Source organism: Serratia sp. BNK-33-b (assembly GCF_048684565.1).
Taxonomy (GTDB): Bacteria; Pseudomonadota; Gammaproteobacteria; order Enterobacterales; family Enterobacteriaceae; genus Serratia; species Serratia marcescens.
This window is the reverse complement of the sequence record NZ_JBLQTZ010000001.1, coordinates 2,099,694-2,121,707: the sequence shown is the minus strand read 5'-3', so window position 1 is coordinate 2,121,707 and position 22,014 is coordinate 2,099,694. Positions and strand designations below refer to the sequence as shown.

Here is a 22,014-nt window from a genome sequence, read left to right as displayed (position 1 = left end):
CCCCGAACGGGGCCAGAATGGCGGGATTAGCTGCGTTTGCTTGGCTTGCCCGGTTTGCTGCCTGGCGCACTGCGGCGGCCGCTGCCGGCCACCTGCGAGTGGCGCTTGACCGCACGGCGGATCTGGTTGGCCTTCACGCGGCGGCGCTCACGCTCCACCGGCATTTTGCTGACCGTTTCCGGTTTCAACTCCACCAGCTCGCGCAGGTAGTTGATCGCCGGCAGATCCAGTTCAGCCCAGCCGCCGCGCGGCAGGCCTTTCGGCAGATCGATGTCGCCGTAACGCACGCGGATCAGGCGGCTCACCTGCACGCCCACCGCTTCCCACAGGCGACGCACTTCACGGTTGCGGCCTTCGGTCAGGGTCACGTTGTACCACTGGTTGAGGCCTTCACCGCCCTGGAAGCTGATGGTGCGGAAGGCGGCCGGGCCGTCTTCCAATTGCACGCCTTTGCTCAGCTGCTTCACTTTCGCATCGTCAACCTGGCCGAACACGCGCACCGCGTACTCGCGCTCCACTTCACGGCTCGGGTGCATCAGACGGTTGGCCAGTTCGCCATCGGTGGTGAACAGCAGCAGACCGGAGGTGTTGACGTCCAGGCGCCCTACCGCCACCCAGCGCGAACCGCGCAGCTTCGGCAGGCGATCGAACACCGTCGGGCGGCCTTCAGGATCGCTGCGGGTACACAGCTCGCCTTCCGGTTTGTAGTAAGCCAGCACCCGGCAAACCACCTCTTCGGATTCTTTGATCGACAGGACATGGCCATCCAGACGGATTTTCATCGCCGGCGTCACTTCAACGCGATCGCCGAGCTTGGCGACCTTGCCGTCGACGCTGACGCGCCCGGCTTCAATCATGGTTTCGATTTCACGACGCGAGCCATGCCCGGCGCGCGCTAAAACTTTCTGTAACTTTTCGCTCATTGAGCAACCTCTAATGTCGCCTTCACAGGCGTCGGGGGGATACCGCCGCGGCCAAGCGCCACGACGGTCATAATACGCTTATCAGGATCGAACCGCGTATTATACAGGCTTTCTAAGGTGTTGAAACCCACTTTATCGGCGGTGGCCCCCTTCAGACAGCGTTCACGGCGCCAAAAAATCCTCCACCGCCCACAGCACCGCGTCGGGCCGTTCCAAAATGCCGAGGTGAGTGCGAGCCTCGCCTAGACGCACCACGGAGAAAAACGGCTGTTCGGCGGCAAACGCCTGCTGTTGCCGCAGGTAGTCGTCGCGGCGATCCAACGAGTAGATGTGCCGACACGGCGGCGGCGCGCTCATGCCCGCCAGGCGTTGCAGCGGCGAGCCGTATTGCCGATAGGCCTGTTCGATGGCCACGCCGGCGGCACGCCAGAGCCGGTAATCTTCCTGCGCCATCTCGACCTCCAGATGGCGTTTGACCCGATCGTGACGGATGCCGCCCTGCCAGAAGTCGAACAAGGCGTCGCGCGCCGCCAGCCACTGCTGCGGCTGCTGCATGCGACTCACCGCCGTAAAGAACGCCGGCTCCGGCTGCGTCATGATCCAGTCGAGAAACACCATGCCCCGCACCCGCTGCGGCAACGCTTCGGCCAACGCCACCGCCAGCCAGCTGGCGTGCGCCACCGACAGAGTGACCGCGTTATCCAAACGCAGCGCCGTCAGCAGTTGGCGCACATCCTCCAGCAAGTCGTCCGCCGTCAGCGACATCTCCGTGGCTTTTGACGACAGGCCATGGCCGCGCCAGTCGATGCTGATCACCCGATAGCGTTCGGCCGCCAGAGCGATGAACGGCTCAAACACGGTTTTCGGTTCGCACCAGCCGGGCAGCAACACCAACGTGAGCGGCCCTGAGCCGATATCCTGATAATCGAGCATCATGTTGGCACTGTGAAATGCGGTCATATTACCTCCTGCGCGTCTCTCCCCGACCCGTTCGGGGAATACCGACGGGGATAAGGTGACAGCGCAGCAGGTATTGATCTATTGAAGTTCGTGCGGAAAGTCCCCTGGGCGCACCTTATGAAAAAATGCGCACTAATTGGAATGGGAACTTAATGGCGCACGCAGGGATAGGCGGCGCTTAACGCCAGCATGATCACCGACGGTGCGGAATAATGCAGTTGCTCAGGATGCTCGTTCAAATACTGCATCACCGCGTCGGCGGCTACGCCGATGCTCATCCCGGCTTGCGGGCAGATATTGCGATTGCCCTGCATGGAATAAGTATCGAATACGCCGGCGACGTATCCCATGAACATGCCGCCATTCAGCGCTTCGGCCACGGTGGCTTCACCGCTTTTATTTTTTACGTAACCGCCGGATTCCGCCAGCAAACCGCTGCCTGAATAAAACCCCGCATTTGCCATTGAGGAAAATAATAAGGCCGCTAAAAAAGAAACCTGTTTAATCATTGCTGCGCATCCTGCCCATTATCAATTCTGAAGTAGTCAAGAATAGCGGCTTTCACGCGAAATAGCCTCGCTTCAGCCGATTTTCAGACAATGGGCAAGGTGGCAACCTTTTACATCAGCGGAAAGGCGCCGCGTCACCCGCCCCTTCGCGCACCACTTCCGGCGTGGATTCGGTCAGATCGATAACCGTGGTCGGCTGTTGGCCGAGGAAGCCGCCGTGGATCACCAGATCGACCACCTTGCCCAAATGATCGCTGATCTCTTCCGGATCGGACTCGGCAAAATCATTGCCCGGCAGCATCAGGGTGGTGGACATCATCGGTTCGTTCAGCGCCTCCAGCAGCGCCAATGCGATCGGGTTCGACGGCACGCGCAGGCCGATGGTTTTGCGCTTTTCATTCATCAGGCGGCGCGGCACTTCTTTGGTCGCCTTCAGAATGAACGTGTAGTGGCCCGGCGTATTGTTTTTGATCAGGCGGAAGGCCGTATTATCGACGTGCGCATAGGTCGACAATTCGGACAGATCGCGGCACATCAGGGTAAAGTTGTGGTTGCCGTCCAGTTGACGGATGCGGCAAATGCGCTCCATCGCCGCCTTCTCTTCCAGCATGCAACCCAGCGCGTAGCCGGAATCGGTGGGATAAACGATCACTCCGCCCTTGCGCAGCACCTCGACCGCCTGGTTAATCAAACGCGGCTGTGGGTTGTCCGGATGAATATAAAAAAGCTGACTCATGACTTGCTCCTAAAATAATGCCCGCGCGCGTTGCCACGCGCGTAAAATCAGACCGCCTGGCCCGGTTGCGGCCAATCGCGCCACACTGGCTCGACGCCGCCCGGCAGCCACAGCTTGCGCCCCAGTTCGATCCACGAACAAGGTTGATGGAAATCAGAGCCTTGCGAGGCCAACAGGTGGTAGTCCTGCGCGTACTTCGCCAGCTGCGCGCGCTCATGCGGCGCCTGCTGACACTGCGCCACTTCCATGGCGTCGCCGCCGTGTTCGGCGAAATGCGCCAGCAAACGTTTCAACCACTTCGCGGTCAGATCATAACGGCCGGGGTGCGCTATCACCGCCTGGCCGCCCGATTGATGAATCGCATCAATGGCTTGTTCTATTGTACACCACTGCGGCGGCACGTAGCCGGTTTTGCCTTTGGCCAGATATTTCTTGAACACCTGCGCCATGTTGTCCGCCACGCCAATCTCCACCAGGTAACGGGCGAAATGGCCGCGGGTCACCGCACCGTCCCCCGCTAACCGCTGGGCGCCGGCATAGGCGTCGGGAATGCGCGCTTTACCCAGACGTGCGCCGATCTCCTGCGCGCGCCGATGGCGACGTTCGGTTTGTTCCGCCAATAGCGCCACCAGCGCCGGGTGCGCGACGTCCACGCCCAACCCAACGATATGAATTTCATGATTTTCCCATAGCGTCGAGATTTCCACCCCGTTGACCAGCCGCAGCGGCAACGCCTGCTCCGCAATAGCGGCGGCGGCCTCAGCCAAGCCTGCGGTGGTGTCGTGATCGGTGATCGCCAGCACGCCCACGCGCATCTCTACCGCCCGCAGCACCAGCTGCGTCGGCGTCAGGTAGCCGTCGGAGGCGGTCGTGTGGCTGTGGAGGTCGTACAGAGTAAAGGCGATGGATGGGGGGTTACTGTCTGTCAAAACGGCTATCCGGCAATGGCTTGGTTTTCTATCATACCCGCGATCGGCGGCCGGACGGAAATCTATTCTGCGCCAGGCAGACGATGAATAGAATTCACGCTGACCGCTAAAACATTGTGCAAAAAGAGGGTTGACTTTGCCCTCGCGAACCAGTTAACTAGTACACAAGTTCACGGCAACGGCCGTGTCGGATGAGAGTTAACAAAGAGAGTCTGCAAATGAACACATACATTTCTCTTCACGGTTGGTGGCGTACCTCCCTCTTGCGGGCGGTGTAATCGCGCATAGCTGTCATCTGACAATGCAGATTTCCTGAGCCCGCACCTGATGCGGGCTTTTTTATGGACACAATTCACTGGAACCACCGATGATGAACACCAAACCACAACTGACATTGCTGAAGGCGCAAGCCAGCTACCGGGGCGATCCCACCACCCTTTTCCACCAGCTGTGCGGCGCCCGTCCGGCCACCCTGCTGCTGGAGTCGGCGGAAATCAACAGCAAACAGAATCTGCAGAGCCTGCTGGTCATCGACAGCGCGCTGCGCATTACCGCACTGGGCCACACCGTCAGCGTGCAGGCGCTGACCGCCAACGGCGCGGCGCTGCTGCCGCTGCTGGACGAAGCGCTGCCGCCCGAGGTGCGCAATCAGGCGCGCCCCAACGGCCGCGAACTGACCTTCCCGGCGATCGACGCGGTGCAGGACGAAGACGCCCGCCTGCGTTCACTGTCGGTGTTCGACGCGCTGCGCACGCTGCTGACCCTGGTGGACTCCCCGGCGGACGAGCGCGAAGCCGTGATGCTGGGCGGCCTGTTCGCCTACGATTTGGTCGCCGGGTTCGAGGACCTGCCGGCACTGCGCCAGGATCAACGCTGCCCGGATTTCTGCTTCTATCTGGCGGAAACCCTGCTGGTGCTTGATCATCAACGCGGATCGGCCCGTCTGCAGGCCAGCGTCTTCAGTGAGCAGGCGAGTGAAGCGCAGCGTTTGCAGCATCGCCTGGAACAGCTGCAGGCTGAGTTGCAACAACCCCCGCAGCCGATCCCGCACCAAACGCTGGAAAACATGCAGCTGAGCTGTAACCAGAGCGACGAAGAGTACGGCGCGGTGGTCAGCGAGCTGCAGGAAGCGATCCGCCAGGGCGAGATTTTCCAGGTGGTGCCGTCGCGCCGCTTCACCCTGCCGTGCCCGGCGCCGCTGGCGGCCTACCAAACCTTAAAAGACAACAACCCCAGCCCGTACATGTTCTTCATGCAGGATGATGACTTCACCCTGTTCGGCGCTTCGCCGGAGAGCGCGCTGAAATACGACGCGGGCAATCGCCAAATCGAAATCTACCCGATCGCCGGCACTCGCCCACGCGGCCGCCGCGCCGATGGTTCGCTGGATCTGGATCTCGACAGCCGCATTGAGCTGGAAATGCGCACCGACCACAAAGAGCTGGCCGAGCACCTGATGCTGGTCGATCTGGCGCGCAACGATCTGGCGCGTATCTGCCAGGCCGGCAGCCGCTACGTGGCCGACCTGACCAAGGTGGACCGCTATTCATTCGTCATGCACCTGGTTTCCCGGGTGGTGGGCACCCTGCGCGCCGATCTCGACGTGCTGCACGCCTACCAGGCCTGCATGAACATGGGCACCCTCAGCGGCGCGCCGAAAGTGCGGGCGATGCAGCTGATCGCCGCCTCCGAAGGCACGCGCCGCGGCAGCTACGGCGGCGCGGTGGGCTACTTCACCGCCACCGGCGATCTGGATACCTGCATCGTCATTCGCTCCGCCTACGTTGAAGACGGCATCGCCACCGTGCAGGCCGGTGCCGGCGTGGTGCTGGATTCCGTCCCGCAGGCGGAAGCCGACGAAACCCGTAATAAAGCCCGTGCCGTGCTGCGCGCCATCGCCACTGCGCACCATGCCAAGGAGGTGTTCTGATGGCCGATATCCTGCTGCTCGACAACGTCGATTCCTTTACCTACAACCTGGTCGATCAGCTGCGCGCCAGCGGCCACCAGGTGGTGATTTACCGTAATCAGATCGCCGCCGAGGTGATCATCGAGCGTCTGCAACAGATGGAACAGCCGGTGCTGATGCTGTCGCCCGGTCCCGGCACGCCGTCCGAAGCGGGCTGTATGCCGGAACTGCTGCAGCGTCTGCGCGGCCAACTGCCGATCATCGGCATCTGCCTCGGCCACCAGGCGATCGTCGAAGCCTATGGCGGCCAGGTCGGCCAGGCGGGCGAGATCCTGCACGGCAAAGCCTCGGCGATCGCTCACGATGGCGAAGGCATGTTCGCCGGTATGGCCAATCCGCTGCCGGTGGCGCGCTACCACTCGCTGGTCGGCAGCAATATCCCGGCCGATCTCACCGTCAACGCCCGTTTCGGCGAAATGGTGATGGCGGTGCGCGACGACCGCCGCCGCGTGTGCGGCTTCCAGTTCCACCCGGAATCGATTCTGACCACCCACGGCGCGCGCCTGCTTGAGCAGACCCTGGCCTGGGCGCTGGCGAAGTAATATAAGGAACACGACGATGCAACCTATTCTTGAGAAACTGTACCGCGCCGAGTCGATGAGCCAGCAGGAAAGCCAACAGCTGTTCAGCGCCATCGTGCGCGGCGAGCTGGAGCCGAGCCAACTGGCGGCGGCGTTGATCAGCATGAAAGTCCGCGGCGAGCGCCCGGAAGAGATCGCCGGCGCCGCCAAAGCGCTGCTGGACGACGCTCAGCCGTTCCCGCGCCCTGACTATCTGTTCGCCGATATCGTCGGCACCGGCGGCGACGGCACCAACAGCATCAATATTTCCACCGCCAGCGCCTTCGTGGCGGCGGCGTGCGGCGCGAAGATCGCCAAACACGGCAACCGCAGCGTCTCCAGCCGTTCCGGCTCTTCGGATCTGCTGGCGGCGTTCGGCATCCGCCTGGATCTGCCGGCGGAAGAAGCGCGCAAGGCGCTGGACGATCTCGGCGTGTGCTTCCTGTTCGCGCCGCAGTACCACACCGGTTTTCGTCACGCCATGCCGGTGCGCCAGCAGTTGAAGACCCGCACGCTGTTCAACGTGCTGGGCCCGCTGATCAACCCGGCGCGCCCGCCGCTGGCGCTGATCGGCGTTTACAGCCCGGAACTGGTGCTGCCGATTGCCGAAACCCTGCGCGTGCTGGGTTATCAGCGTGCGGCGGTGGTTCACGGCGGCGGCATGGACGAGGTGGCGATCCACGCTCCGACGCACGTAGCGGAATTGAACAACGGCGAAATCAGCAGCTACCAGCTCACGCCGCAGTCCTTCGGATTGGAAACCTATCCGCTGGAAGCCTTGCTGGGCGGCACGCCGGAAGAAAACCGTGACATTTTGGCGCGGCTGTTACAAGGTAAAGGCGAGCCGGCGCACGCCGCGGCGGTCGCGGCCAACGTCGCGTTGCTTCTGAAGTTATTCGGACATGAAGACCTGCGCCAAAATGCGCGGCAGGCACTGGATATGATCAACAGCGGGCAGGCCTATGAGCGTGTCATCGCACTGGCGGCAAGAGGATAAATGATGCAGGAAACCGTGCTACACAAGATTGTCCGCGACAAAGCGCAATGGATCGCGGCGCGACAACAGCAACAGCCCCTGGCCGGCTTTCAGAACGACATCGTACCGAGTGAACGCAGCTTTTATCACGCGCTGCAGGGCACCCGGACGGCTTTCATTCTCGAATGCAAGAAGGCCTCGCCTTCCAAAGGGCTGATTCGCGAAAACTTTGATCCGGTAGAGATCGCCACGGTGTATAAAGATTTCGCCTCGGCGATCTCGGTGCTGACCGACGAGAAATACTTCCAGGGCAGCTTCGATTTCCTGCCGCTGGTCAGTAAAACCGTCAGCCAACCGGTGTTGTGCAAAGACTTTATCATCGATCCGTATCAGATTTACCTGGCGCGCTACTATCAGGCCGATGCCATCCTGCTGATGCTGTCGGTGTTGACCGACGACCAGTATCGCCAGTTGGCGGCGGTGGCTCACAGCCTGAATATGGGCGTGCTGACCGAAGTGATCAGTGAAGAAGAGCTGCAGCGCGCGATCGCGCTGGAAGCGCGCGTGGTCGGCATCAATAATCGCGATCTGCGCGATCTGAGCATCGATCTGGACCGCACTCGCCAACTGGCGCCGCGCGTGCCGCATGGCGTGACGGTGATCAGCGAGTCAGGCATCAACAACTATGGGCAGATCCGCGAGCTGAGCCATTACGCCAACGGTTTCCTGATCGGTAGCGCGCTGATGTCTGAACCCGATCTGCGCGCCGCCGTGCGCCGCGTGATCCTGGGCGACAACAAAGTGTGCGGCCTGACCCGTCCGCAGGACGCCGCCGCCGCGTATCAGGCCGGCGCCATCTACGGCGGGCTGATTTTCGTCGGCCGTTCACCGCGCTATGTGGATATCACCCGCGCCCGCGAAGTGATCTCCGGCGCGCCGCTGAAGTATGTCGGCGTGTTCTGCGACGCCCAGGTCGATACCGTGGCGTTGACCGTTGAGCGCCTCGGCCTGCATGCGGTGCAATTGCACGGCGCGGAAGACCAGGCTTATATCAACGCCCTGCGCGCCCGCTTGCCGGCTGATTGCCGCATCTGGAAAGCGCTGAGCGTGAAAGATCGGGTGCCGGCGCGCGATCTGCAGCATGTCGATCGCTACCTGCTCGACAACGGCGCCGGCGGCACCGGCCAACGCTTCGACTGGTCGGTATTGCAAGGCGAAGATCTGACTAACGTGATGCTGGCGGGCGGCCTGCGCGCCGACAACTGCGTCGAAGCGGCCAAGCTCGGCTGCGCCGGGCTGGACTTCAACTCCGGCGTGGAAAGCGAACCGGGCATCAAAGATCCCGCGCGCCTGGCCTCGGTCTTCCAGACCCTGCGCGCCTACTGAATACGGCTCTATATTAATAACGGATAATAACGGGAACTCTCATGACGCTGCTTAACCCCTACTTCGGCGAATTTGGTGGCCAATACGTGCCGCAAATTCTGATGCCGGCCCTGAAACAACTGGAAGAAGCCTTTGTCAGCGCCCAGCGCGATCCGGCGTTTCAAGCGGAATTTATCGATCTGTTGAAGAACTACGCGGGCCGCCCGACGGCGCTGACGCTGTGCAAAAACCTCACCGCCGGCAGCAACACCAAGCTTTATCTGAAGCGTGAAGACCTGCTGCACGGCGGCGCGCACAAGACCAACCAGGTGCTGGGCCAGGCGTTGCTGGCCAAGCGCATGGGCAAAACCGAGATCATCGCGGAAACCGGCGCCGGCCAACACGGCGTCGCGTCGGCGCTGGCCTGCGCGCTGCTCGGCCTCAAATGCCGCATCTATATGGGCGCCAAAGACGTCGAGCGCCAGTCGCCGAACGTGTTCCGCATGCGGCTGATGGGCGCGGAAGTGATCCCGGTGCACAGCGGCTCCGCCACCCTGAAAGACGCCTGCAACGAAGCGTTGCGCGACTGGTCCGGCAGCTATGAAACCGCGCACTACATGCTCGGCACCGCCGCCGGCCCGCATCCGTACCCGACTATCGTGCGTGAATTCCAGCGCATGATCGGCGAAGAAACCAAAGCGCAGGTGCTGGAGCGCGAAGGCCGTCTGCCGGATGCGGTCATTGCCTGCGTCGGCGGCGGCTCCAACGCCATCGGTATGTTCGCCGACTTTATCGATGATGCCGATGTCGGGCTGATCGGCGTGGAACCCGCCGGTCTGGGCATCGAGACCGGCCAGCACGGCGCGCCGCTGAAGCACGGCCACGTCGGCATCTACTTCGGTATGAAAGCGCCGATGATGCAGACCGCCGAAGGCCAGATTGAAGAATCCTATTCAATCTCCGCCGGGTTGGACTTCCCGTCCGTCGGGCCGCAACACGCCTTCCTGAACAGCATCGGCCGCGCCGAATACGTGTCGATCACCGACGACGAAGCGCTGGAAGCGTTCAAGGCGCTGTCGCGCCATGAAGGCATCATCCCGGCGCTGGAATCCTCGCACGCCCTGGCGCACGCGCTGAAAATGATCCGTGAAACGCCGCAGAAAGAACAGATCCTGGTGGTCAACCTGTCCGGCCGCGGCGACAAAGACATATTTACCGTTCACGACATTTTGAAAGCACGGGGAGAAATCTGATGGAACGTTATCAGCAACTGTTCAAACGCCTGGAAAGCAACAAGGAAGGCGCCTTCGTCCCGTTCGTGACGCTGGGCGATCCTAATCCGACGCTGTCGCTGCAGATTATCGATACCCTGATCGAAGCCGGCGCGGACGCGCTGGAGCTGGGCATCCCCTTCTCCGATCCGCTGGCGGATGGCCCAACCATCCAGAGCGCGACGCTGCGCGCTTTCGCCGCCGGCGTCACGCCGACCCAGTGCTTCGAGATGCTGGCGGCCATCCGCCAGAAGCACCCGATCATTCCCATCGGCCTGCTGATGTACGCCAATCTGGTGTTCCATAAAGGCATCGATGCGTTTTACCAACGCTGCGCCGAAGTGGGCGTGGATTCGGTGCTGGTCGCCGACGTGCCGTTTGAAGAGTCTGCGCCGTTCCGCGCCGCCGCCGCTCGCCACGGTATCGCACCGATCTTTATCTGCCCGCCGAACGCCGATGACGATCTGCTGCGTGAAATCGCGTCGCACGGCCGCGGTTACACCTACCTGCTGTCGCGCGCCGGGGTGACCGGCACCGAAAGCCGGGCGCAGTTGCCGTTGCATCACCTGGTGAACACGCTGCGCGAGTATCACGCCGCGCCGCCGCTGCAGGGCTTCGGCATCTCCGAACCCGAGCAGGTGAAGGCGGCGCTGCAGGCCGGCGCCGCCGGCGCGATCTCCGGCTCGGCAATCGTCAAAATCATCGAACAGCACCATGCCGACCCGGCGGAGATGCTGACCAGGCTGGCGGCCTTCGTCAGCAATATGAAGCGCGCCACCCGGGCGTGATCCTCTTTAGCGAGCGCCCTGCCGGCGCTCGCTTTAACAGCTTGTTTCCCCTCAAAGTTTGTTCCATTTATTTACATCAAAAATTTGAACAAACCCAGGTCTTGTCTCACAATGAACGTTGTTCGCTATGCATTTCTTCGTTTGATTTGGGGAATGCGCTCGCTGCGGCGAAAAACCGTAGCGAATTTCAACCATAACATTGCATGGAGAGTAATTTATGAAGCTGTTTAAAACCCTTTCAGCCTTGTGCATGGCAGCCGTTGTGGCGGTCGCGGTGAGCGCTTGCGCGCCGACGGCAAAATCAGAGGGAACAGGCGGTTATATCGATGACACCGTGGTCACCACCAAAGTGAAATCGGCGTTGCTGGCGGATAAAAACATCAAGTCACGCGAGATCAGCGTAGAAACCTTTAAAGGGCGCGTACAGCTGAGCGGCTTCGTGACCTCCAGCGATGACGCCAACCGTGCGGTGCAGGTCACACGCGGCGTGGCCGGCGTGAAATCGGTTGAAAACGTGATGCAGGTTAAATAATACCGACACAGGGAGGCGCAACGCCTCCCTGATTGCGGCCTTCATCAGAAGCGGTAACCCGCCCCGAACATGAACACCCACGGATCCAGACGCGTATCGAAGCTGTGGTGCCCACCGTTCGCATCGTTGAAGCGAGTTTTGGTTTCGATGTTCATCCACCACACCGACATGTTCAGCATCCAGTGCTCATCCAGGTTGTAATCCAGGCCAGCCTGCGCCGCCACGCCCCAGGAATCTTTCAGATCGAGGTCGCTCAACCCGGCGCTTTTGCCGTAGTCGTTGAACTTCTCGTCGAAGAAGGTGGTGTAGTTAACGCCGACGCCCAGGTAAGGACGCAGTTTGTCCTGCTTGTCGCCGAAATAGTATTGCGCCATCAGCGTAGGCGGCAGTTGGTGAACGGTCGCCAAATCAGTGCCGCCCAGCGTCACCTTGTGGCGGAATGGCGTTGCGGCCAACAACTCAACACCGATGTTGTCCGTCACCATGTAACCGAAGGTCAGACCGAGCTGAGTGTTGTTTTTCGCATCCAGCGAACCCAACCCCAGTACGTTGTCCGAACCTGCATTTGGACGCACCGTCGCGGTGCCCGCGCGGAACAGGAAATCACCGGCCTGATGCGCACTTGCCAACATAGGCGCCATCATCGTCGCCAATACCATCAGAGTTGTCTTTTTCATTATCCATTCCATTTGTGTGGTTAATCGCTCGAGGGGGAATATACCTACTTTCGGGTATTTGTGATCCCATCGAGATCACATCTTATGTGTAAAAATTTAAAATCCCACCAAAAACAAGGTTACCTAACCGTCTAATAAATCAAGGATTGATCTGCATCAAAAAAACGATTTTGTTGCAAATTATCTACATGTTCAAATTTCTGTTGCGGAGAAAAATGCGGCTGAGGTAATTTCATTTTCCGTGTTGGTTTTGGTTGGTGCCGTGAGGAGTCGGTGGGCAATCAAGATGAGCGAAATCCTTAATCCCTGTGTCAGCTGCGGCGCATGCTGCGGTTATTTTCGAGTGTCATTCTATTGGGCCGAAGCCGAAGACGGCGGCGGCACCGTTCCCCTTTCCTTAACAGAGCCTTTGACCCCGTTCCTGCGCTGCATGCAGGGGACCAACAGCAAGTCCCCCCGCTGCAGCGCGCTAGACGGTGAAATAGGTAAAGCCGTTTCCTGCTCGATCTACCTTAATCGGCCCAGCCCGTGCAGGGAGTTCGATCAGTCCGGTGAAAACGGCCTGCGCAACGAAGCCTGCGATCGCGCCCGGGAACGCTACGGCCTGCCGCCCTTGCCGGTGCCCTTGCCGCTATCGCTGTCTGACGCGACGATCGTTGAAGAAATAGGCGTAGTGCAATTCGCGGGGTGCCACAGCGGCGTGGAACAGGGTACAATCACCCACTGATTTATCTCTGTTTTCCCGACGCCAAGGAGTCTGCATGCCTATCACGGCCAACGCTTTGTACCGTGACAGTTTTAACTTTTTACGCAACCAACTGGCCAGCATCCTGATGCTGGCTTTGTTGACGGCGTTTATCTCCGTGCTGCTGAATCAGGCCTTCAGCCCTGATGCCGAACAGTTGGCGACGCTCGCTGCCACCACCAGCGATTTTGCTTCGTCTACCGGCATGGGCATTCAGGAAGTGATCCAGCAGATGACGCCGGAACAGCAGATGGTGTTGCTGAAAGTGTCGGCGGCCGCCACCTTCTCTGCGCTGGTCGGCAACGTGCTGCTGGTCGGCGGGATGCTGACGCTGATCCGTCTGGTGTCGCAAGGGCAACGCACCAGCGCCCTGCGCGCGCTCGGCGCCTCGGCGCCCGACTTGCCGCGCCTGCTGCTGCTGCTGTTTATCTGCACCCTGCTGATCCAGCTCGGCCTGACGCTGTTTGTGGTGCCGGGCGTGCTGATGGCGATCGCCTTCGCGCTGGCACCGGTGATCGCCTCCGTCGATAAAAAAGGCGTGTTCGCTTCGCTCAAGCTGAGCAGCAAATTGGCCTTCGCCAATGCGCGCGTGCTGGTGCCAGCGATGATGCTGTGGCTGGCGGCCAAGCTGCTGGTGCTGTTCCTGGTGAGCCATCTGTCGGTGCTGACGCCGAACGTCGCCAGCGTGGTGCTGACCGCGTTGAGCAATCTGGTCTCCGCTCTGCTGCTGATCTACCTGTTCCGGCTGTATATGCTGCTGCGCGGCTAACGCCGGCGTCAGCAAAAACCAAGGGGCGCGCTTCGGCGCGCCCCTTTTTTTGTTTACCCCACCACGGCGGCTTCCGCCTGCTCCTTACTCTGAATCAGCTTCAGCGCCAGATACAGATCCGGCACCAAAATCAACTCTTTATCGCGCCCTAAGCGGTTGATGCGGAACCAACGCGTCAGCTCGGTGCGGCGCCCCGCCAGCACCAGCTTTACGTTACGCTGTAACAGGTCGCGTTTCAGTTCGTCGATGGCCGCCAGCACGCTGATATCGGCATGGGTGAAACTGGCCACCGCATCCACCACCACCCAACGTGGCTGGAACGGTGTGCCGTCGACCAAATTGAGGATACGGCGTTTGAAATACGCCACGTTGAAATAGGTCAGCGGCGAATTGAAGCGATACATCATGACGCCAGGTACCGCCTTCACCCCATTGTTATTGCCCATGGAATGGATCATGCCTTCATCGTTGACGCCCAGCAGCTGTTCCGTCGGCCGGAAGACGGTGCGCAAAAACTGCATCAGCCCCAGCAACACCGCCAGCCCGATGCCGCTGATCACTCCCACCAGCAACACGCTGAGGAAGGTAAACAGCGCCAGACGGAACGCCTGCGCGTTGCGACGGCGCAAGATCCAGATGCCACGGATGTCCAGCAGCGACCAGGCCGCATACATCAGCACCACACCCAATCCCGCCACCGGAATAAACTGCAGCGGCGCCATCAGGAACAGCAAGACAAAGGCGATGACCGCGGCGGCGATGATCGACACCAGTTGGCTCTTGCCGCCGTTGGCATCATTCACCGCGGTGCGCGAATCCGCGCCGCTGATGGCGAAACCTTGCGACAGCGCAGAGACGATATTCACCAGCCCCAGCGCGCGAAACTCGGCGTCGGCGTTTACCTCATAACCGTTTTTGGCGGCGAAGCTGCGGGCGGTGAGCATCATGCTGACAAAGCTCACCACCGCCAGGTTAAGCGCCGGGATCACCATGTCGCGCAGCAAACCGGGCTGGAAGTCCGGCCACTGGACGATCGGCAGCACGCCGCTGAAACCGCCCACCGTCACCACGCCATGCTGCTGCAGGCCGCCCGCCCAGGTCACGAACGCCGCCAGCACGATAGCGAACAGCGGCGCCGGCCAGTTAGGCCGCCATTTTTTAAATCCAAGCAGCGTCACCAGCGTCAGCAACGACACCGCCATCGTCAGCCAGTCGCTGTGCAGCAAGTTACCGGGCAGCGCATAGATGCGCTCGATCAGCTGTGCCGGGCGCACCGTGAACCCCAACACCTTGCCGATCTGATCGACAATAATGGTGATCGCCACCCCGTTCAGCAGCCCGCTGAGGATCGGCCGCGACAGCAAATCCGCCAGCGCCCCCAGCTTGAACCGGCTGGCCAGCAGGCACCAGCCGCCCATCATGGCGGTCATCATAATGGTCAGTTGCCAATGGCGTTCCATATTGCCCGCTGCCAGCGGCGTCACCACTGCGGCGATCACCGCGCAGGTGGCGGCGTCGGGCCCGACGATCAGCTGGCGCGACGAGCCGAACAGCGCGTAGGCCATCATCGGCAAGATACAGGAGTAGAGCCCCACTACCGGGCTGACCCCGGCCAGTTCGGCGTAGGCGATAGCCACCGGGAGGGCGACGGCGGCGACGGAAAGGCCGGCGCGAATATCCGGCTTGAGCCAGCTGCGTTGATAGCCCAATAAATGCGTCAAACCAGGCGTCAGGGCCTGGAGAGATTTCCACTGCATGTTGTTTTCCGCGGTAAATTATCTGGTTATTATGACGCTTACTATGCGGCCTGCGGCCCGCGCTGGCAATCTGCCGGCGCTTTCTTGCGTAAGTTTATGCAAATTCCTGCTTTCGCGGCAGAAATCCGCCGGCCAAACGCCGATAATCGGCAACGCCCGGCGGTACACAGAGCTCGCCGAATCCGGTATAGTCGGCCGATGAACAGATGATGGATTGATTTATGAAGCAGTTTCTTGATTTCCTCCCGCTAATTGTCTTTTTCGCTTTTTACAAGCTGTACGACATTTACGTCGCTTCCGGCGCGTTAATTGTCGCCACCGCGCTGGCGCTGGTGTTCACCTGGGTGAAATACCGCAAGGTCGAGAAGATGACGCTGATCACCTTCCTGATGGTGCTGGTGTTCGGCACCCTGACGCTGGTGTTCCACAACGATTTGTTCATCAAATGGAAGGTCACGGTGATTTACGCGCTGTTCGCGCTGGCGCTGCTGATCAGCCAATGGGTGCTCAAAAAACCGCTGGTTCAGCGCATGCTGGGCAAGGAGCTGACGCTGCCGGACAAAGTGTGGAGCAACCTTAACCTGGCCTGGGCGATCTTCTTCCTGGCCTGCGGCCTGGCGAACATCTATGTCGCCTTCTGGCTGCCGCAAAGCGTCTGGGTCAATTTCAAAGTCTTTGGCCTGACGGTACTGACGCTGGTCTTCACCCTCCTCAGCGGTATCTATATTTACCGGCACATGCCGGAAGAACAGAAAAAATAGTTACAAAATTGTTAATGCCTGCGGCGCTTGCCGCGGGCAGTATGATGTTATTCCCTCCTTTTAAAAGCAGACTGCTATGACACAACAACGACCTTTACCCAGCGGCGAGCTGGTGCTGCGCACGCTGGCGATGCCGGCCGATACCAATGCCAACGGTGATATCTTCGGCGGCTGGCTGATGTCGCAAATGGATATCGGCGGCGCCATCCAGGCCAAAGAGATCGCCGAAGGGCGCGTGGTGACGGTGCGCGTAGACGGCATGACCTTCCTGAAACCGGTGGCGGTAGGCGACGTGGTTTGCTGCTATGCGCACTGTATCCGCACCGGGCGCAGCTCGATCACCATCAATATCGAAGTGTGGGTAAAGAAAGTTTCTTCCGCCCCGATCGGCCAGCGTTACCGGGCGACCGAAGCGGTGTTCACCTATGTGGCGGTCGATGCGGAAGGCAACTCGCGCGCGCTGCCCGAGGGCAAAATGAACTTCCGCGTCGGCTTCGAAGAGTAAGCCTGCGGCTGCGCCGCAAATGCAACAAGGGTCGCCGAGGCGACCCTTTCTTTTTGGTGTGACCGAACTCAGTTCAATTCGGTGGTGCCGTTCAGCTTGAAGCGGATAGTGACGGTGCGATCTTTCGCTTCTTTGGCTTCATAGCGCCATTTACGCATCGCCTGCTTCACTTCACGCTCGAACATATTGCGCGGTTCGGCCGACAAGATACGCACGTTGCTGACGCGCCCGTCGCTGTCGATATCGAACTGTACCCGCACGTTGCCTTCGATCTGCAAAGCCTGAGCCCGCGGTGGATAGAGCGGATTGGCGCGGCTGATCGGCCTCGGCCCGACCTCGCGCGAGTTGCCCTGCACCGGCGCGGCAGGCGCCTGTTTCACCGGCGCTTTGTCGATCGGCTTGGCCGGCGAATCGTTGTTGAACGGCGACGGTTCGCGCGGCTCGACTTTTTTCGGCTCCGGTTTGACCTGTTTTTCGACCTTCGGCTTCGGCTTAGGTTTTGGTTTCGGCTTGACCGGCTCCGGCTTCACGATCGCCTTTGGCGGCGGCTCCACGATAGGTTCCGGTTCTGGCTCCGGCTCAGGTTCAACCTGCGGCGGCTCCGGCTCGGCCGGCGCCGGCGGTGGCGGTTCGGCCATCGCGGCGGTGTTGACCATCATGACGCTGATCGGCGCGTCCTCTGGCTTCGGCAGCTCCACCACTTCTTTTACCGAAGCGTAAAGCAATCCCGCCACCAGGGCGCTGTGCAAGCCTACGGATAAGACGAAAGGCACGGATATACGGCGATTAAGGAACATCTTTTTTAGCGGCATAATGATTCTGTTTCCTCTGGTTCGCCAAGTTTAAATGCAAATAGCAATCATATTCAATAACGAAAGGCAAACTATCGCTTTAATCGTCAGTATGCGCGGCTAAAACCAGCAAACTCATAAGGATATTAACCTGGCCGTTGCTTTTTTACCGCCGGGGCGACACGCTTCATTAACGTTTGGCCAGGCGTCAAAAAGTAAAAAACCCGCCGGAGCGGGTTAATTGCGGTGAGTCAGCGTTATTCTTCATCGCCATAGTAAAGCACGCCCAGCTTGATCAGCGGCCGCCCTTGCGCCTTACGGTGCAGGTTGGTGTCACGCAGCGAATAGACGCAGCCGCAGTATTCCTGCTGATAGAAGCGTTCGCGCTTGCTGATCTCTATCATGCGCGACGAACCGCCCTTCTTGCGCCAGTTGTAATCCCAGTACACCAGATCGGGATACTTTTCCGCCGCGCGGATGCCGCAGTCGGTGATCTGCTGCATGTTCTTCCAACGCGAGATGCCCAGCGAGCTGGAGATAGTGTCGTAACCATGCTCATACGCATACAGCGCCGTGCGCTCGAAACGCATGTCAAAACACATGGTGCAACGAATGCCGCGCTCCGGCTCATTCTCCATCCCCTTGGCGCGGGCGAACCAGTTGTCGGTGTCGTAATCGGCATCGATAATCGGCACCCCGTGCTGCTCGGCGAAACGGATGTTCTCTTCTTTACGCAGCAGATACTCTTTTTGCGGGTGAATGTTGGGGTTATAGAAGAAAATGGCGTACTCGATCCCGGAGGCCTGAATCGCTTCCATCACCTCGCCGGAACAGGGCGCGCAGCATGAATGCAGCAGCAGTTTTTTTTTGCCCGCCGGCAAATCGAGTTTTTCCCTTACCAGTTCCGTCATGTCCTCACCTCAATGGCATATCAGTTTAAGCGCGCCGCACTATACGAATAAAAAGTAGCGGCTTCAAGGCATAAGCGCCAATCCGCCGGGAAATTCGCCCGATGCCGTTCCCCTGCCGCGCCTTTTGCGCTACCTTGGTAGCACCGTTTTATAGCCATGATTTTAAAGGTGAAACATGCTTTATCTGATCTACGCGCAAGACGTCCCCAACTCGCTGGAAAACCGTCTGGCGGTGCGCCCGGCGCACCTGGCGCGCCTGCAGGCGCTGCGCGACGCTGGCCGCCTGGTGGTCGCCGGCCCTAACCCGGCCATCGACAGCAACGATCCCGGCGCCGCCGGCTTTACCGGTTCGACGGTGATCGCCGAATTCGCCTCGCTGGCGGAAGCCCAGGCCTGGGCGCAGCAGGATCCGTACGTCGCCGCCGGCGTCTATGCCGACGTGACGGTGAAACCGTTCAAACAGGTGTTCTGATCTCCAGCCCTCCGAATACCGGGAACGCCCCGCGATACAGCGTTCCCGGCGCTAGCCACATCTCTGCGTCACCGTCGTGCTCGATTCGTCTTCCCCACGCGGCCGATATTCATGTTCCCCCCCGTAAATACTCACCGATGACGCTTTCCAGCATCGCCACCGCCGGTTGGCTGGCGGCCGTGGCAGAACGGAGCAGCTGCACTTCATGTGGTGCGACCGACGGCAATTCGTCGAGTATCCGCATCGCCGCCGAAACCCGTGCGCGGTCAAGCAGCGTGACGGCCAATCCCGCCTCGATGGCAGCCGCCACCACGCTGGCCGAAGGGCTGCTCACAACCACTCGCCAGTGCCTTCCCGCCCTGGTCAATGCATCGATCATAGCCTCACGATAAGGGCAATCGGCGGCATGCAACGCCAGCGGCAGTGGCCGGTTAGCCTGCAGCGCCAGCGAACGGCCTCCGGCCCACACTGGCGCAGTCACCGCGAGCGGTGTCTGGCACTGTTTCCCCGAAGGTTGAACCACCAGCGCGAGATGCAGCCGATTACGGCCAACTTGCTCCGCCAGCGCCTGACTGGCAGCGGTAGAGACCTCCAGTTCCACCGCGGGGAAACTGTCGGTAAACCGCGGCAAAATATGGCGTATCACATGAGAAGCGTACTCATCAGGCAAGCCCAATTTGATATGGCCGCTTAGCGGCGCGCCCTGCAGTTCCCGCAGAATATCGTCATGGGCGCTCAGCAGCCCGAGCGTCGAGGCCAGCAGCTTGTTTCCCAACGGCGTCAACGCCACGGACTGATTGTCACGCTCCAGCAGGCGGCCGCCCGCCACCTGTTCCAGACGCCGGATATGCACGCTCACGGCGGCGGGGCTGCGATTGACAAATGCCGCCGCCGCGCGAAATTGCCCCAAACGCGCAATAGCGTGAAAAGTGCGTAAGAGATCGATATCCAATGTCGGCCGCATGATTTAACCTCATTAAACAACTGGGCGAAAATTATTCGATTTATTAAATTATAGCCACTCACTACCATCGGGCGGAAAGGAGGTGACCATCATGTCCCTGGCACCATTTCGCCCCTCTTCCCGCTGCGGCAAACATCGCGGCAGAGCCGCCCTCTGGCTGGCTGCGGCCGAGATCCTGCTGATCGTGGCCTGGAGCTCCGGCTTCGTCGGCATCCGCTTCGCCGCCGATTACGCGCCGGTGTTGCTGGTGGCGTTCTGGCGCTGCGTGGTGGTCGCGTTCGTGTTGCTGCCGCTTAGTCTGCGCGCCATCAGGCGCGCATCTCCGCTGACGATAGCTGTTCACGCCGGGATTGGGTTGCTCGCCATGACCGGTTACCTGACCGGCGTCAGCAAAGGCATCGAATATGGCGTGCCGGCCGGGTTGGCCGCGCTCATCGCCGATTTGCTCCCGCTCGGCACCGCGCTGCTGAGCATGCTGTTACAACGCCGCTTGCCCGATGGCCGCGTTTGGTCCGGGTTAGCCTTGGGAGTTAGCGGGGTAGCGCTGGCGACCGGCAGCGCCATCTCATGGGGAGACGCCCCATTGTGGAGCTACCTGTTGCCGCTGGCGGGGATGCTGTCGCTGGCGCTGGCAACGCTGTGGCAGGAACGGCTGCCGCGAACGCAAGCAATGAGTTTGCCAGCCGCGCTGGGGATACAAAGCGCGGTTTCCGCGCTGGCTTTCGCCGCCATGGCCGGCGCGGAAGGCCCGCTGCTGCCAACGGTAACGACGGGGTTTGTGATCGGCGTGCTTTGGACCGCGCTACTGGCGACCCTGGCCGGCTACGGTCTGTACTGGTTTTGTCTAAGGCGCACTTCTGCGCTGCGCGTGACGAGCCTGCTGTTTCTCAGCCCCTTCGTCACCTTCTGCTGGGCAGGGTTAATGTTCAATGAACCTCTTTCCTGGCCCATGTTGCTAGGCGCGGCGGCGGCAGGAAGTGGTTTGTGGCTGCTCATCCGTCCCGCCGGGCGTGATGAGCCCAAAACAGCGCAACACGCTGAAAAATGACGGATAAGCGAATGATGGCGCCGTTACGCGACGAGTTTCCCCCGTACCACCACCTTGCCCGGCTTGATCTCGGGGTCGGCAATACGACGGATCGCCAGATTCAACGCTTGCCAGGCGATCTCTTGCAAGTCGTGTGACACGCACGGGAAATGAAAACCGTAGATCTCAGCATGTGAAACCTCATCGATGCTGAACAACGACACGTCCTGCATCAACGGCAGCCGATGTTCGATGCAGGCTTTGATAATGCCCAGGGAGATCTGGTTATTGCAGCCAACGAAAAAGTCCGGGGCGCGGTTGTTGGCCAGCCAACGGCTCGTCTCTTGCCAGGCGATATCCATAAAGAAATCGGCATACAGCACTTCAAACGACGCCACTTTCCCTTGCAGCGCCGCCTGCAGCCCTGTAACCCTGTCCCGTGCAACGTTGGAGTTCTCCGGCCCGGACACCACCACCACCCGCTGCGCTTTCTGTTCCAGAAGCCAGCGCCCCGCCTGAAGGCCGCAGTCCAGGTTATCGATATACACTCCGCTGCAGTGGCGATTGTCCAGCTCACGGTCGATCAATACCACCGGGATATTCAATGTTTCCAACCGCTTTAGATAGGAAGGCTGGTACAGATGATCGTTGGAAATGACCGAGAGAATGATCGCATCGACGTTGTAGCCAATCAGTTTGTCGATGATTCTGTCTTCGCTTTCCTGTGACTCATAGGAATCGAACACCAGAGTGTCATATCCCATTTTTTGCGCTTCAAGCGTCATCAACCGCGTCAGGCCGCCAAAGAACGGGTTGGCCATATCAGGGTTGACGATGCCGATGGTTCTGCTGCTTTTCGCCCGCAGATTGCGCGCCGCAGCATTGACCACATAACCGAGTTCGGCAGCGGTCTCCCGAATGCGGCGCAGCGTTTCCGGATGAACCTTGTCCGGCTGTGAAAATGCCCGCGACGCGGTGATTTTACTGACGTTTGCCTGTGCGGCCACGCTAGCCAGCGTCGCTTTCCGTCCTCGCCCCACCGCCAAATGCAGCTCCTTAGCTTAAGGTTATCATTTTGTACCATTAACAACATCATGACAGAACTTTCATCGTCGCG

At 60.2% G+C, this 22,014-nt stretch carries 22 protein-coding genes, 1 pseudogene and 1 other annotated feature; of the genes and pseudogenes, 12 read left to right on the top strand and 11 right to left on the bottom strand.

All coding sequences use genetic code 11. The features are described 5' to 3' along the window. Positions 1 to 26 precede the first annotated feature (26 nt). The 5 genes from rluB to rnm form a co-directional block, all read right to left on the bottom strand. Positions 27 to 923 (bottom strand): 23S rRNA pseudouridine(2605) synthase RluB, encoded by an 897-nt coding sequence (gene rluB / locus ACMGGK_RS10145; RefSeq protein WP_015378049.1) that lies wholly within the window; start codon positions 921 to 923, stop codon positions 27 to 29. A gap of 162 nt (positions 924 to 1,085) precedes the next feature. Then, positions 1,086 to 1,883 (bottom strand): alpha/beta fold hydrolase, encoded by a 798-nt coding sequence (locus ACMGGK_RS10140; protein WP_033640137.1) that lies wholly within the window; start codon positions 1,881 to 1,883, stop codon positions 1,086 to 1,088. Positions 1,884 to 2,032: 149 nt separating this feature from the next. Beyond that, entirely contained in the window at positions 2,033 to 2,392 is a 360-nt protein-coding gene (locus ACMGGK_RS10135) for a Rap1a/Tai family immunity protein (RefSeq protein WP_337060778.1), read from the bottom strand. Positions 2,393 to 2,507: 115 nt separating this feature from the next. Continuing rightward, entirely contained in the window at positions 2,508 to 3,128 is a 621-nt protein-coding gene (locus ACMGGK_RS10130) for an L-threonylcarbamoyladenylate synthase (RefSeq protein WP_016927522.1), read from the bottom strand. Positions 3,129 to 3,175: 47 nt separating this feature from the next. Beyond that, positions 3,176 to 4,057 carry an RNase RNM gene (gene rnm, locus ACMGGK_RS10125; RefSeq protein ID WP_049299405.1) on the bottom strand — a complete coding sequence of 294 codons (882 nt, stop codon included), beginning with the start codon at positions 4,055 to 4,057 and terminating at the stop codon, positions 3,176 to 3,178. Between the two features lie 239 nt (positions 4,058 to 4,296). Beyond that, positions 4,297 to 4,400, top strand: a sequence feature (Trp leader region). Between the two features lie 24 nt (positions 4,401 to 4,424). Between rnm and ACMGGK_RS10120 the strand changes: the two genes are divergently transcribed. The 6 genes and pseudogenes from ACMGGK_RS10120 to ACMGGK_RS10095 all read left to right on the top strand — a co-directional run bounded on the left by ACMGGK_RS10120 (position 4,425) and on the right by ACMGGK_RS10095 (position 11,518). Beyond that, a complete protein-coding gene (locus ACMGGK_RS10120; protein WP_049190685.1) occupies positions 4,425 to 5,987 on the top strand; it encodes an anthranilate synthase component 1 in 1,563 nt (520 codons plus the stop codon). Next, positions 5,987 to 7,583, top strand: a pseudogene (gene trpD / locus ACMGGK_RS10115) (bifunctional anthranilate synthase glutamate amidotransferase component TrpG/anthranilate phosphoribosyltransferase TrpD). Before ACMGGK_RS10120 ends, trpD begins: the two are co-directional and overlap by 1 nt. A 3-nt stretch (positions 7,584 to 7,586) precedes the next feature. Further along, the gene (trpCF, locus tag ACMGGK_RS10110; protein ID WP_172962824.1) at positions 7,587 to 8,948 is read left to right on the top strand and encodes a bifunctional indole-3-glycerol-phosphate synthase TrpC/phosphoribosylanthranilate isomerase TrpF; all 1,362 of its coding nucleotides are present in this window, start codon (positions 7,587 to 7,589) and stop codon (positions 8,946 to 8,948) included. Positions 8,949 to 8,989: 41 nt separating this feature from the next. Next, complete coding sequence (gene trpB / locus ACMGGK_RS10105; protein WP_016927517.1) at positions 8,990 to 10,180, top strand: tryptophan synthase subunit beta; 1,191 nt, start codon at positions 8,990 to 8,992, stop codon at positions 10,178 to 10,180. Beyond that, entirely contained in the window at positions 10,180 to 10,986 is an 807-nt protein-coding gene (trpA, locus tag ACMGGK_RS10100; protein ID WP_420276862.1) for a tryptophan synthase subunit alpha, read from the top strand. The genes trpB and trpA overlap by 1 nt, the downstream gene beginning before the upstream one ends. A 217-nt stretch (positions 10,987 to 11,203) precedes the next feature. Further along, positions 11,204 to 11,518 (top strand): BON domain-containing protein, encoded by a 315-nt coding sequence (locus ACMGGK_RS10095; RefSeq protein WP_016927515.1) that lies wholly within the window; start codon positions 11,204 to 11,206, stop codon positions 11,516 to 11,518. 44 nt (positions 11,519 to 11,562) lie between these two features. Here ACMGGK_RS10095 and ompW read toward each other — a convergent pair whose 3' ends face one another. After that, positions 11,563 to 12,195 carry an outer membrane protein OmpW gene (gene ompW, locus ACMGGK_RS10090; protein WP_016927514.1) on the bottom strand — a complete coding sequence of 211 codons (633 nt, stop codon included), beginning with the start codon at positions 12,193 to 12,195 and terminating at the stop codon, positions 11,563 to 11,565. Positions 12,196 to 12,481: 286 nt separating this feature from the next. Here ompW and ACMGGK_RS10085 point away from each other — a divergent pair, with 286 nt between their 5' ends. Beyond that, positions 12,482 to 12,922 carry a YkgJ family cysteine cluster protein gene (locus ACMGGK_RS10085; protein ID WP_049299411.1) on the top strand — a complete coding sequence of 147 codons (441 nt, stop codon included), beginning with the start codon at positions 12,482 to 12,484 and terminating at the stop codon, positions 12,920 to 12,922. A 34-nt stretch (positions 12,923 to 12,956) separates the two neighbouring features. Beyond that, positions 12,957 to 13,709: a YciC family protein gene (locus ACMGGK_RS10080; RefSeq protein WP_016927513.1), complete on the top strand. Its 753-nt coding sequence runs from the start codon at positions 12,957 to 12,959 to the stop codon at positions 13,707 to 13,709. Positions 13,710 to 13,762: 53 nt separating this feature from the next. On the opposite strand, the gene ACMGGK_RS10075 is transcribed toward ACMGGK_RS10080, so the two are convergent. Beyond that, complete coding sequence (locus ACMGGK_RS10075) at positions 13,763 to 15,466, bottom strand: SulP family inorganic anion transporter (protein WP_016927512.1); 1,704 nt, start codon at positions 15,464 to 15,466, stop codon at positions 13,763 to 13,765. A 221-nt stretch (positions 15,467 to 15,687) separates the two neighbouring features. Between ACMGGK_RS10075 and ACMGGK_RS10070 the strand changes: the two genes are divergently transcribed. Together ACMGGK_RS10070 and yciA are read left to right on the top strand one after the other, a co-directional pair. Then, positions 15,688 to 16,227, top strand: coding sequence for a septation protein A (locus ACMGGK_RS10070; protein ID WP_016927511.1), 540 nt, complete (start codon positions 15,688 to 15,690; stop codon positions 16,225 to 16,227). Between the two features lie 76 nt (positions 16,228 to 16,303). Beyond that, positions 16,304 to 16,732: an acyl-CoA thioester hydrolase YciA gene (gene yciA / locus ACMGGK_RS10065; protein WP_004932085.1), complete on the top strand. Its 429-nt coding sequence runs from the start codon at positions 16,304 to 16,306 to the stop codon at positions 16,730 to 16,732. Positions 16,733 to 16,800: 68 nt separating this feature from the next. Here yciA and tonB read toward each other — a convergent pair whose 3' ends face one another. Both tonB and ACMGGK_RS10055 read right to left on the bottom strand, forming a co-directional pair. Then, positions 16,801 to 17,544, bottom strand: coding sequence for a TonB system transport protein TonB (tonB, locus tag ACMGGK_RS10060; protein WP_016927510.1), 744 nt, complete (start codon positions 17,542 to 17,544; stop codon positions 16,801 to 16,803). Between the two features lie 236 nt (positions 17,545 to 17,780). Next, positions 17,781 to 18,434, bottom strand: coding sequence for an epoxyqueuosine reductase QueH (locus ACMGGK_RS10055; RefSeq protein WP_420276861.1), 654 nt, complete (start codon positions 18,432 to 18,434; stop codon positions 17,781 to 17,783). Between the two features lie 175 nt (positions 18,435 to 18,609). On the opposite strand from ACMGGK_RS10055, the gene ACMGGK_RS10050 reads away from it, so the two are divergent. Then, positions 18,610 to 18,906 carry a YciI family protein gene (locus ACMGGK_RS10050; RefSeq protein WP_016927508.1) on the top strand — a complete coding sequence of 99 codons (297 nt, stop codon included), beginning with the start codon at positions 18,610 to 18,612 and terminating at the stop codon, positions 18,904 to 18,906. A 109-nt stretch (positions 18,907 to 19,015) separates the two neighbouring features. On the opposite strand, the gene ACMGGK_RS10045 is transcribed toward ACMGGK_RS10050, so the two are convergent. Next, positions 19,016 to 19,870, bottom strand: coding sequence for a LysR substrate-binding domain-containing protein (locus ACMGGK_RS10045; protein WP_049299414.1), 855 nt, complete (start codon positions 19,868 to 19,870; stop codon positions 19,016 to 19,018). A gap of 91 nt (positions 19,871 to 19,961) precedes the next feature. Here ACMGGK_RS10045 and ACMGGK_RS10040 point away from each other — a divergent pair, with 91 nt between their 5' ends. Beyond that, positions 19,962 to 20,918 carry a DMT family transporter gene (locus ACMGGK_RS10040; RefSeq protein ID WP_049299417.1) on the top strand — a complete coding sequence of 319 codons (957 nt, stop codon included), beginning with the start codon at positions 19,962 to 19,964 and terminating at the stop codon, positions 20,916 to 20,918. Positions 20,919 to 20,941: 23 nt separating this feature from the next. Here the strand turns inward: ACMGGK_RS10040 and ACMGGK_RS10035 are convergent, their stop codons facing one another. Continuing rightward, complete coding sequence (locus tag ACMGGK_RS10035; protein ID WP_049299419.1) at positions 20,942 to 21,943, bottom strand: LacI family DNA-binding transcriptional regulator; 1,002 nt, start codon at positions 21,941 to 21,943, stop codon at positions 20,942 to 20,944. Positions 21,944 to 22,014: the final 71 nt, after the last annotated feature.

Coding starts and splice junctions, on each gene's coding strand:
- rluB (WP_015378049.1), bottom strand. CDS start 923: ATGAGCGAAAAGTTACAGAAAGTTTTAGCGCGCGCCGGGCATGGCTCG.
- ACMGGK_RS10140 (WP_033640137.1), bottom strand. CDS start 1,883: ATGACCGCATTTCACAGTGCCAACATGATGCTCGATTATCAGGATATC.
- ACMGGK_RS10135 (WP_337060778.1), bottom strand. CDS start 2,392: ATGATTAAACAGGTTTCTTTTTTAGCGGCCTTATTATTTTCCTCAATG.
- ACMGGK_RS10130 (WP_016927522.1), bottom strand. CDS start 3,128: ATGAGTCAGCTTTTTTATATTCATCCGGACAACCCACAGCCGCGTTTG.
- ACMGGK_RS10120 (WP_049190685.1), top strand. CDS start 4,425: ATGATGAACACCAAACCACAACTGACATTGCTGAAGGCGCAAGCCAGC.
- trpCF (WP_172962824.1), top strand. CDS start 7,587: ATGCAGGAAACCGTGCTACACAAGATTGTCCGCGACAAAGCGCAATGG.
- trpB (WP_016927517.1), top strand. CDS start 8,990: ATGACGCTGCTTAACCCCTACTTCGGCGAATTTGGTGGCCAATACGTG.
- trpA (WP_420276862.1), top strand. CDS start 10,180: ATGGAACGTTATCAGCAACTGTTCAAACGCCTGGAAAGCAACAAGGAA.
- ACMGGK_RS10095 (WP_016927515.1), top strand. CDS start 11,204: ATGAAGCTGTTTAAAACCCTTTCAGCCTTGTGCATGGCAGCCGTTGTG.
- ompW (WP_016927514.1), bottom strand. CDS start 12,195: ATGAAAAAGACAACTCTGATGGTATTGGCGACGATGATGGCGCCTATG.
- ACMGGK_RS10085 (WP_049299411.1), top strand. CDS start 12,482: ATGAGCGAAATCCTTAATCCCTGTGTCAGCTGCGGCGCATGCTGCGGT.
- ACMGGK_RS10080 (WP_016927513.1), top strand. CDS start 12,957: ATGCCTATCACGGCCAACGCTTTGTACCGTGACAGTTTTAACTTTTTA.
- ACMGGK_RS10075 (WP_016927512.1), bottom strand. CDS start 15,466: ATGCAGTGGAAATCTCTCCAGGCCCTGACGCCTGGTTTGACGCATTTA.
- ACMGGK_RS10070 (WP_016927511.1), top strand. CDS start 15,688: ATGAAGCAGTTTCTTGATTTCCTCCCGCTAATTGTCTTTTTCGCTTTT.
- yciA (WP_004932085.1), top strand. CDS start 16,304: ATGACACAACAACGACCTTTACCCAGCGGCGAGCTGGTGCTGCGCACG.
- tonB (WP_016927510.1), bottom strand. CDS start 17,544: ATGCCGCTAAAAAAGATGTTCCTTAATCGCCGTATATCCGTGCCTTTC.
- ACMGGK_RS10055 (WP_420276861.1), bottom strand. CDS start 18,434: ATGACGGAACTGGTAAGGGAAAAACTCGATTTGCCGGCGGGCAAAAAA.
- ACMGGK_RS10050 (WP_016927508.1), top strand. CDS start 18,610: ATGCTTTATCTGATCTACGCGCAAGACGTCCCCAACTCGCTGGAAAAC.
- ACMGGK_RS10045 (WP_049299414.1), bottom strand. CDS start 19,870: ATGCGGCCGACATTGGATATCGATCTCTTACGCACTTTTCACGCTATT.
- ACMGGK_RS10040 (WP_049299417.1), top strand. CDS start 19,962: ATGTCCCTGGCACCATTTCGCCCCTCTTCCCGCTGCGGCAAACATCGC.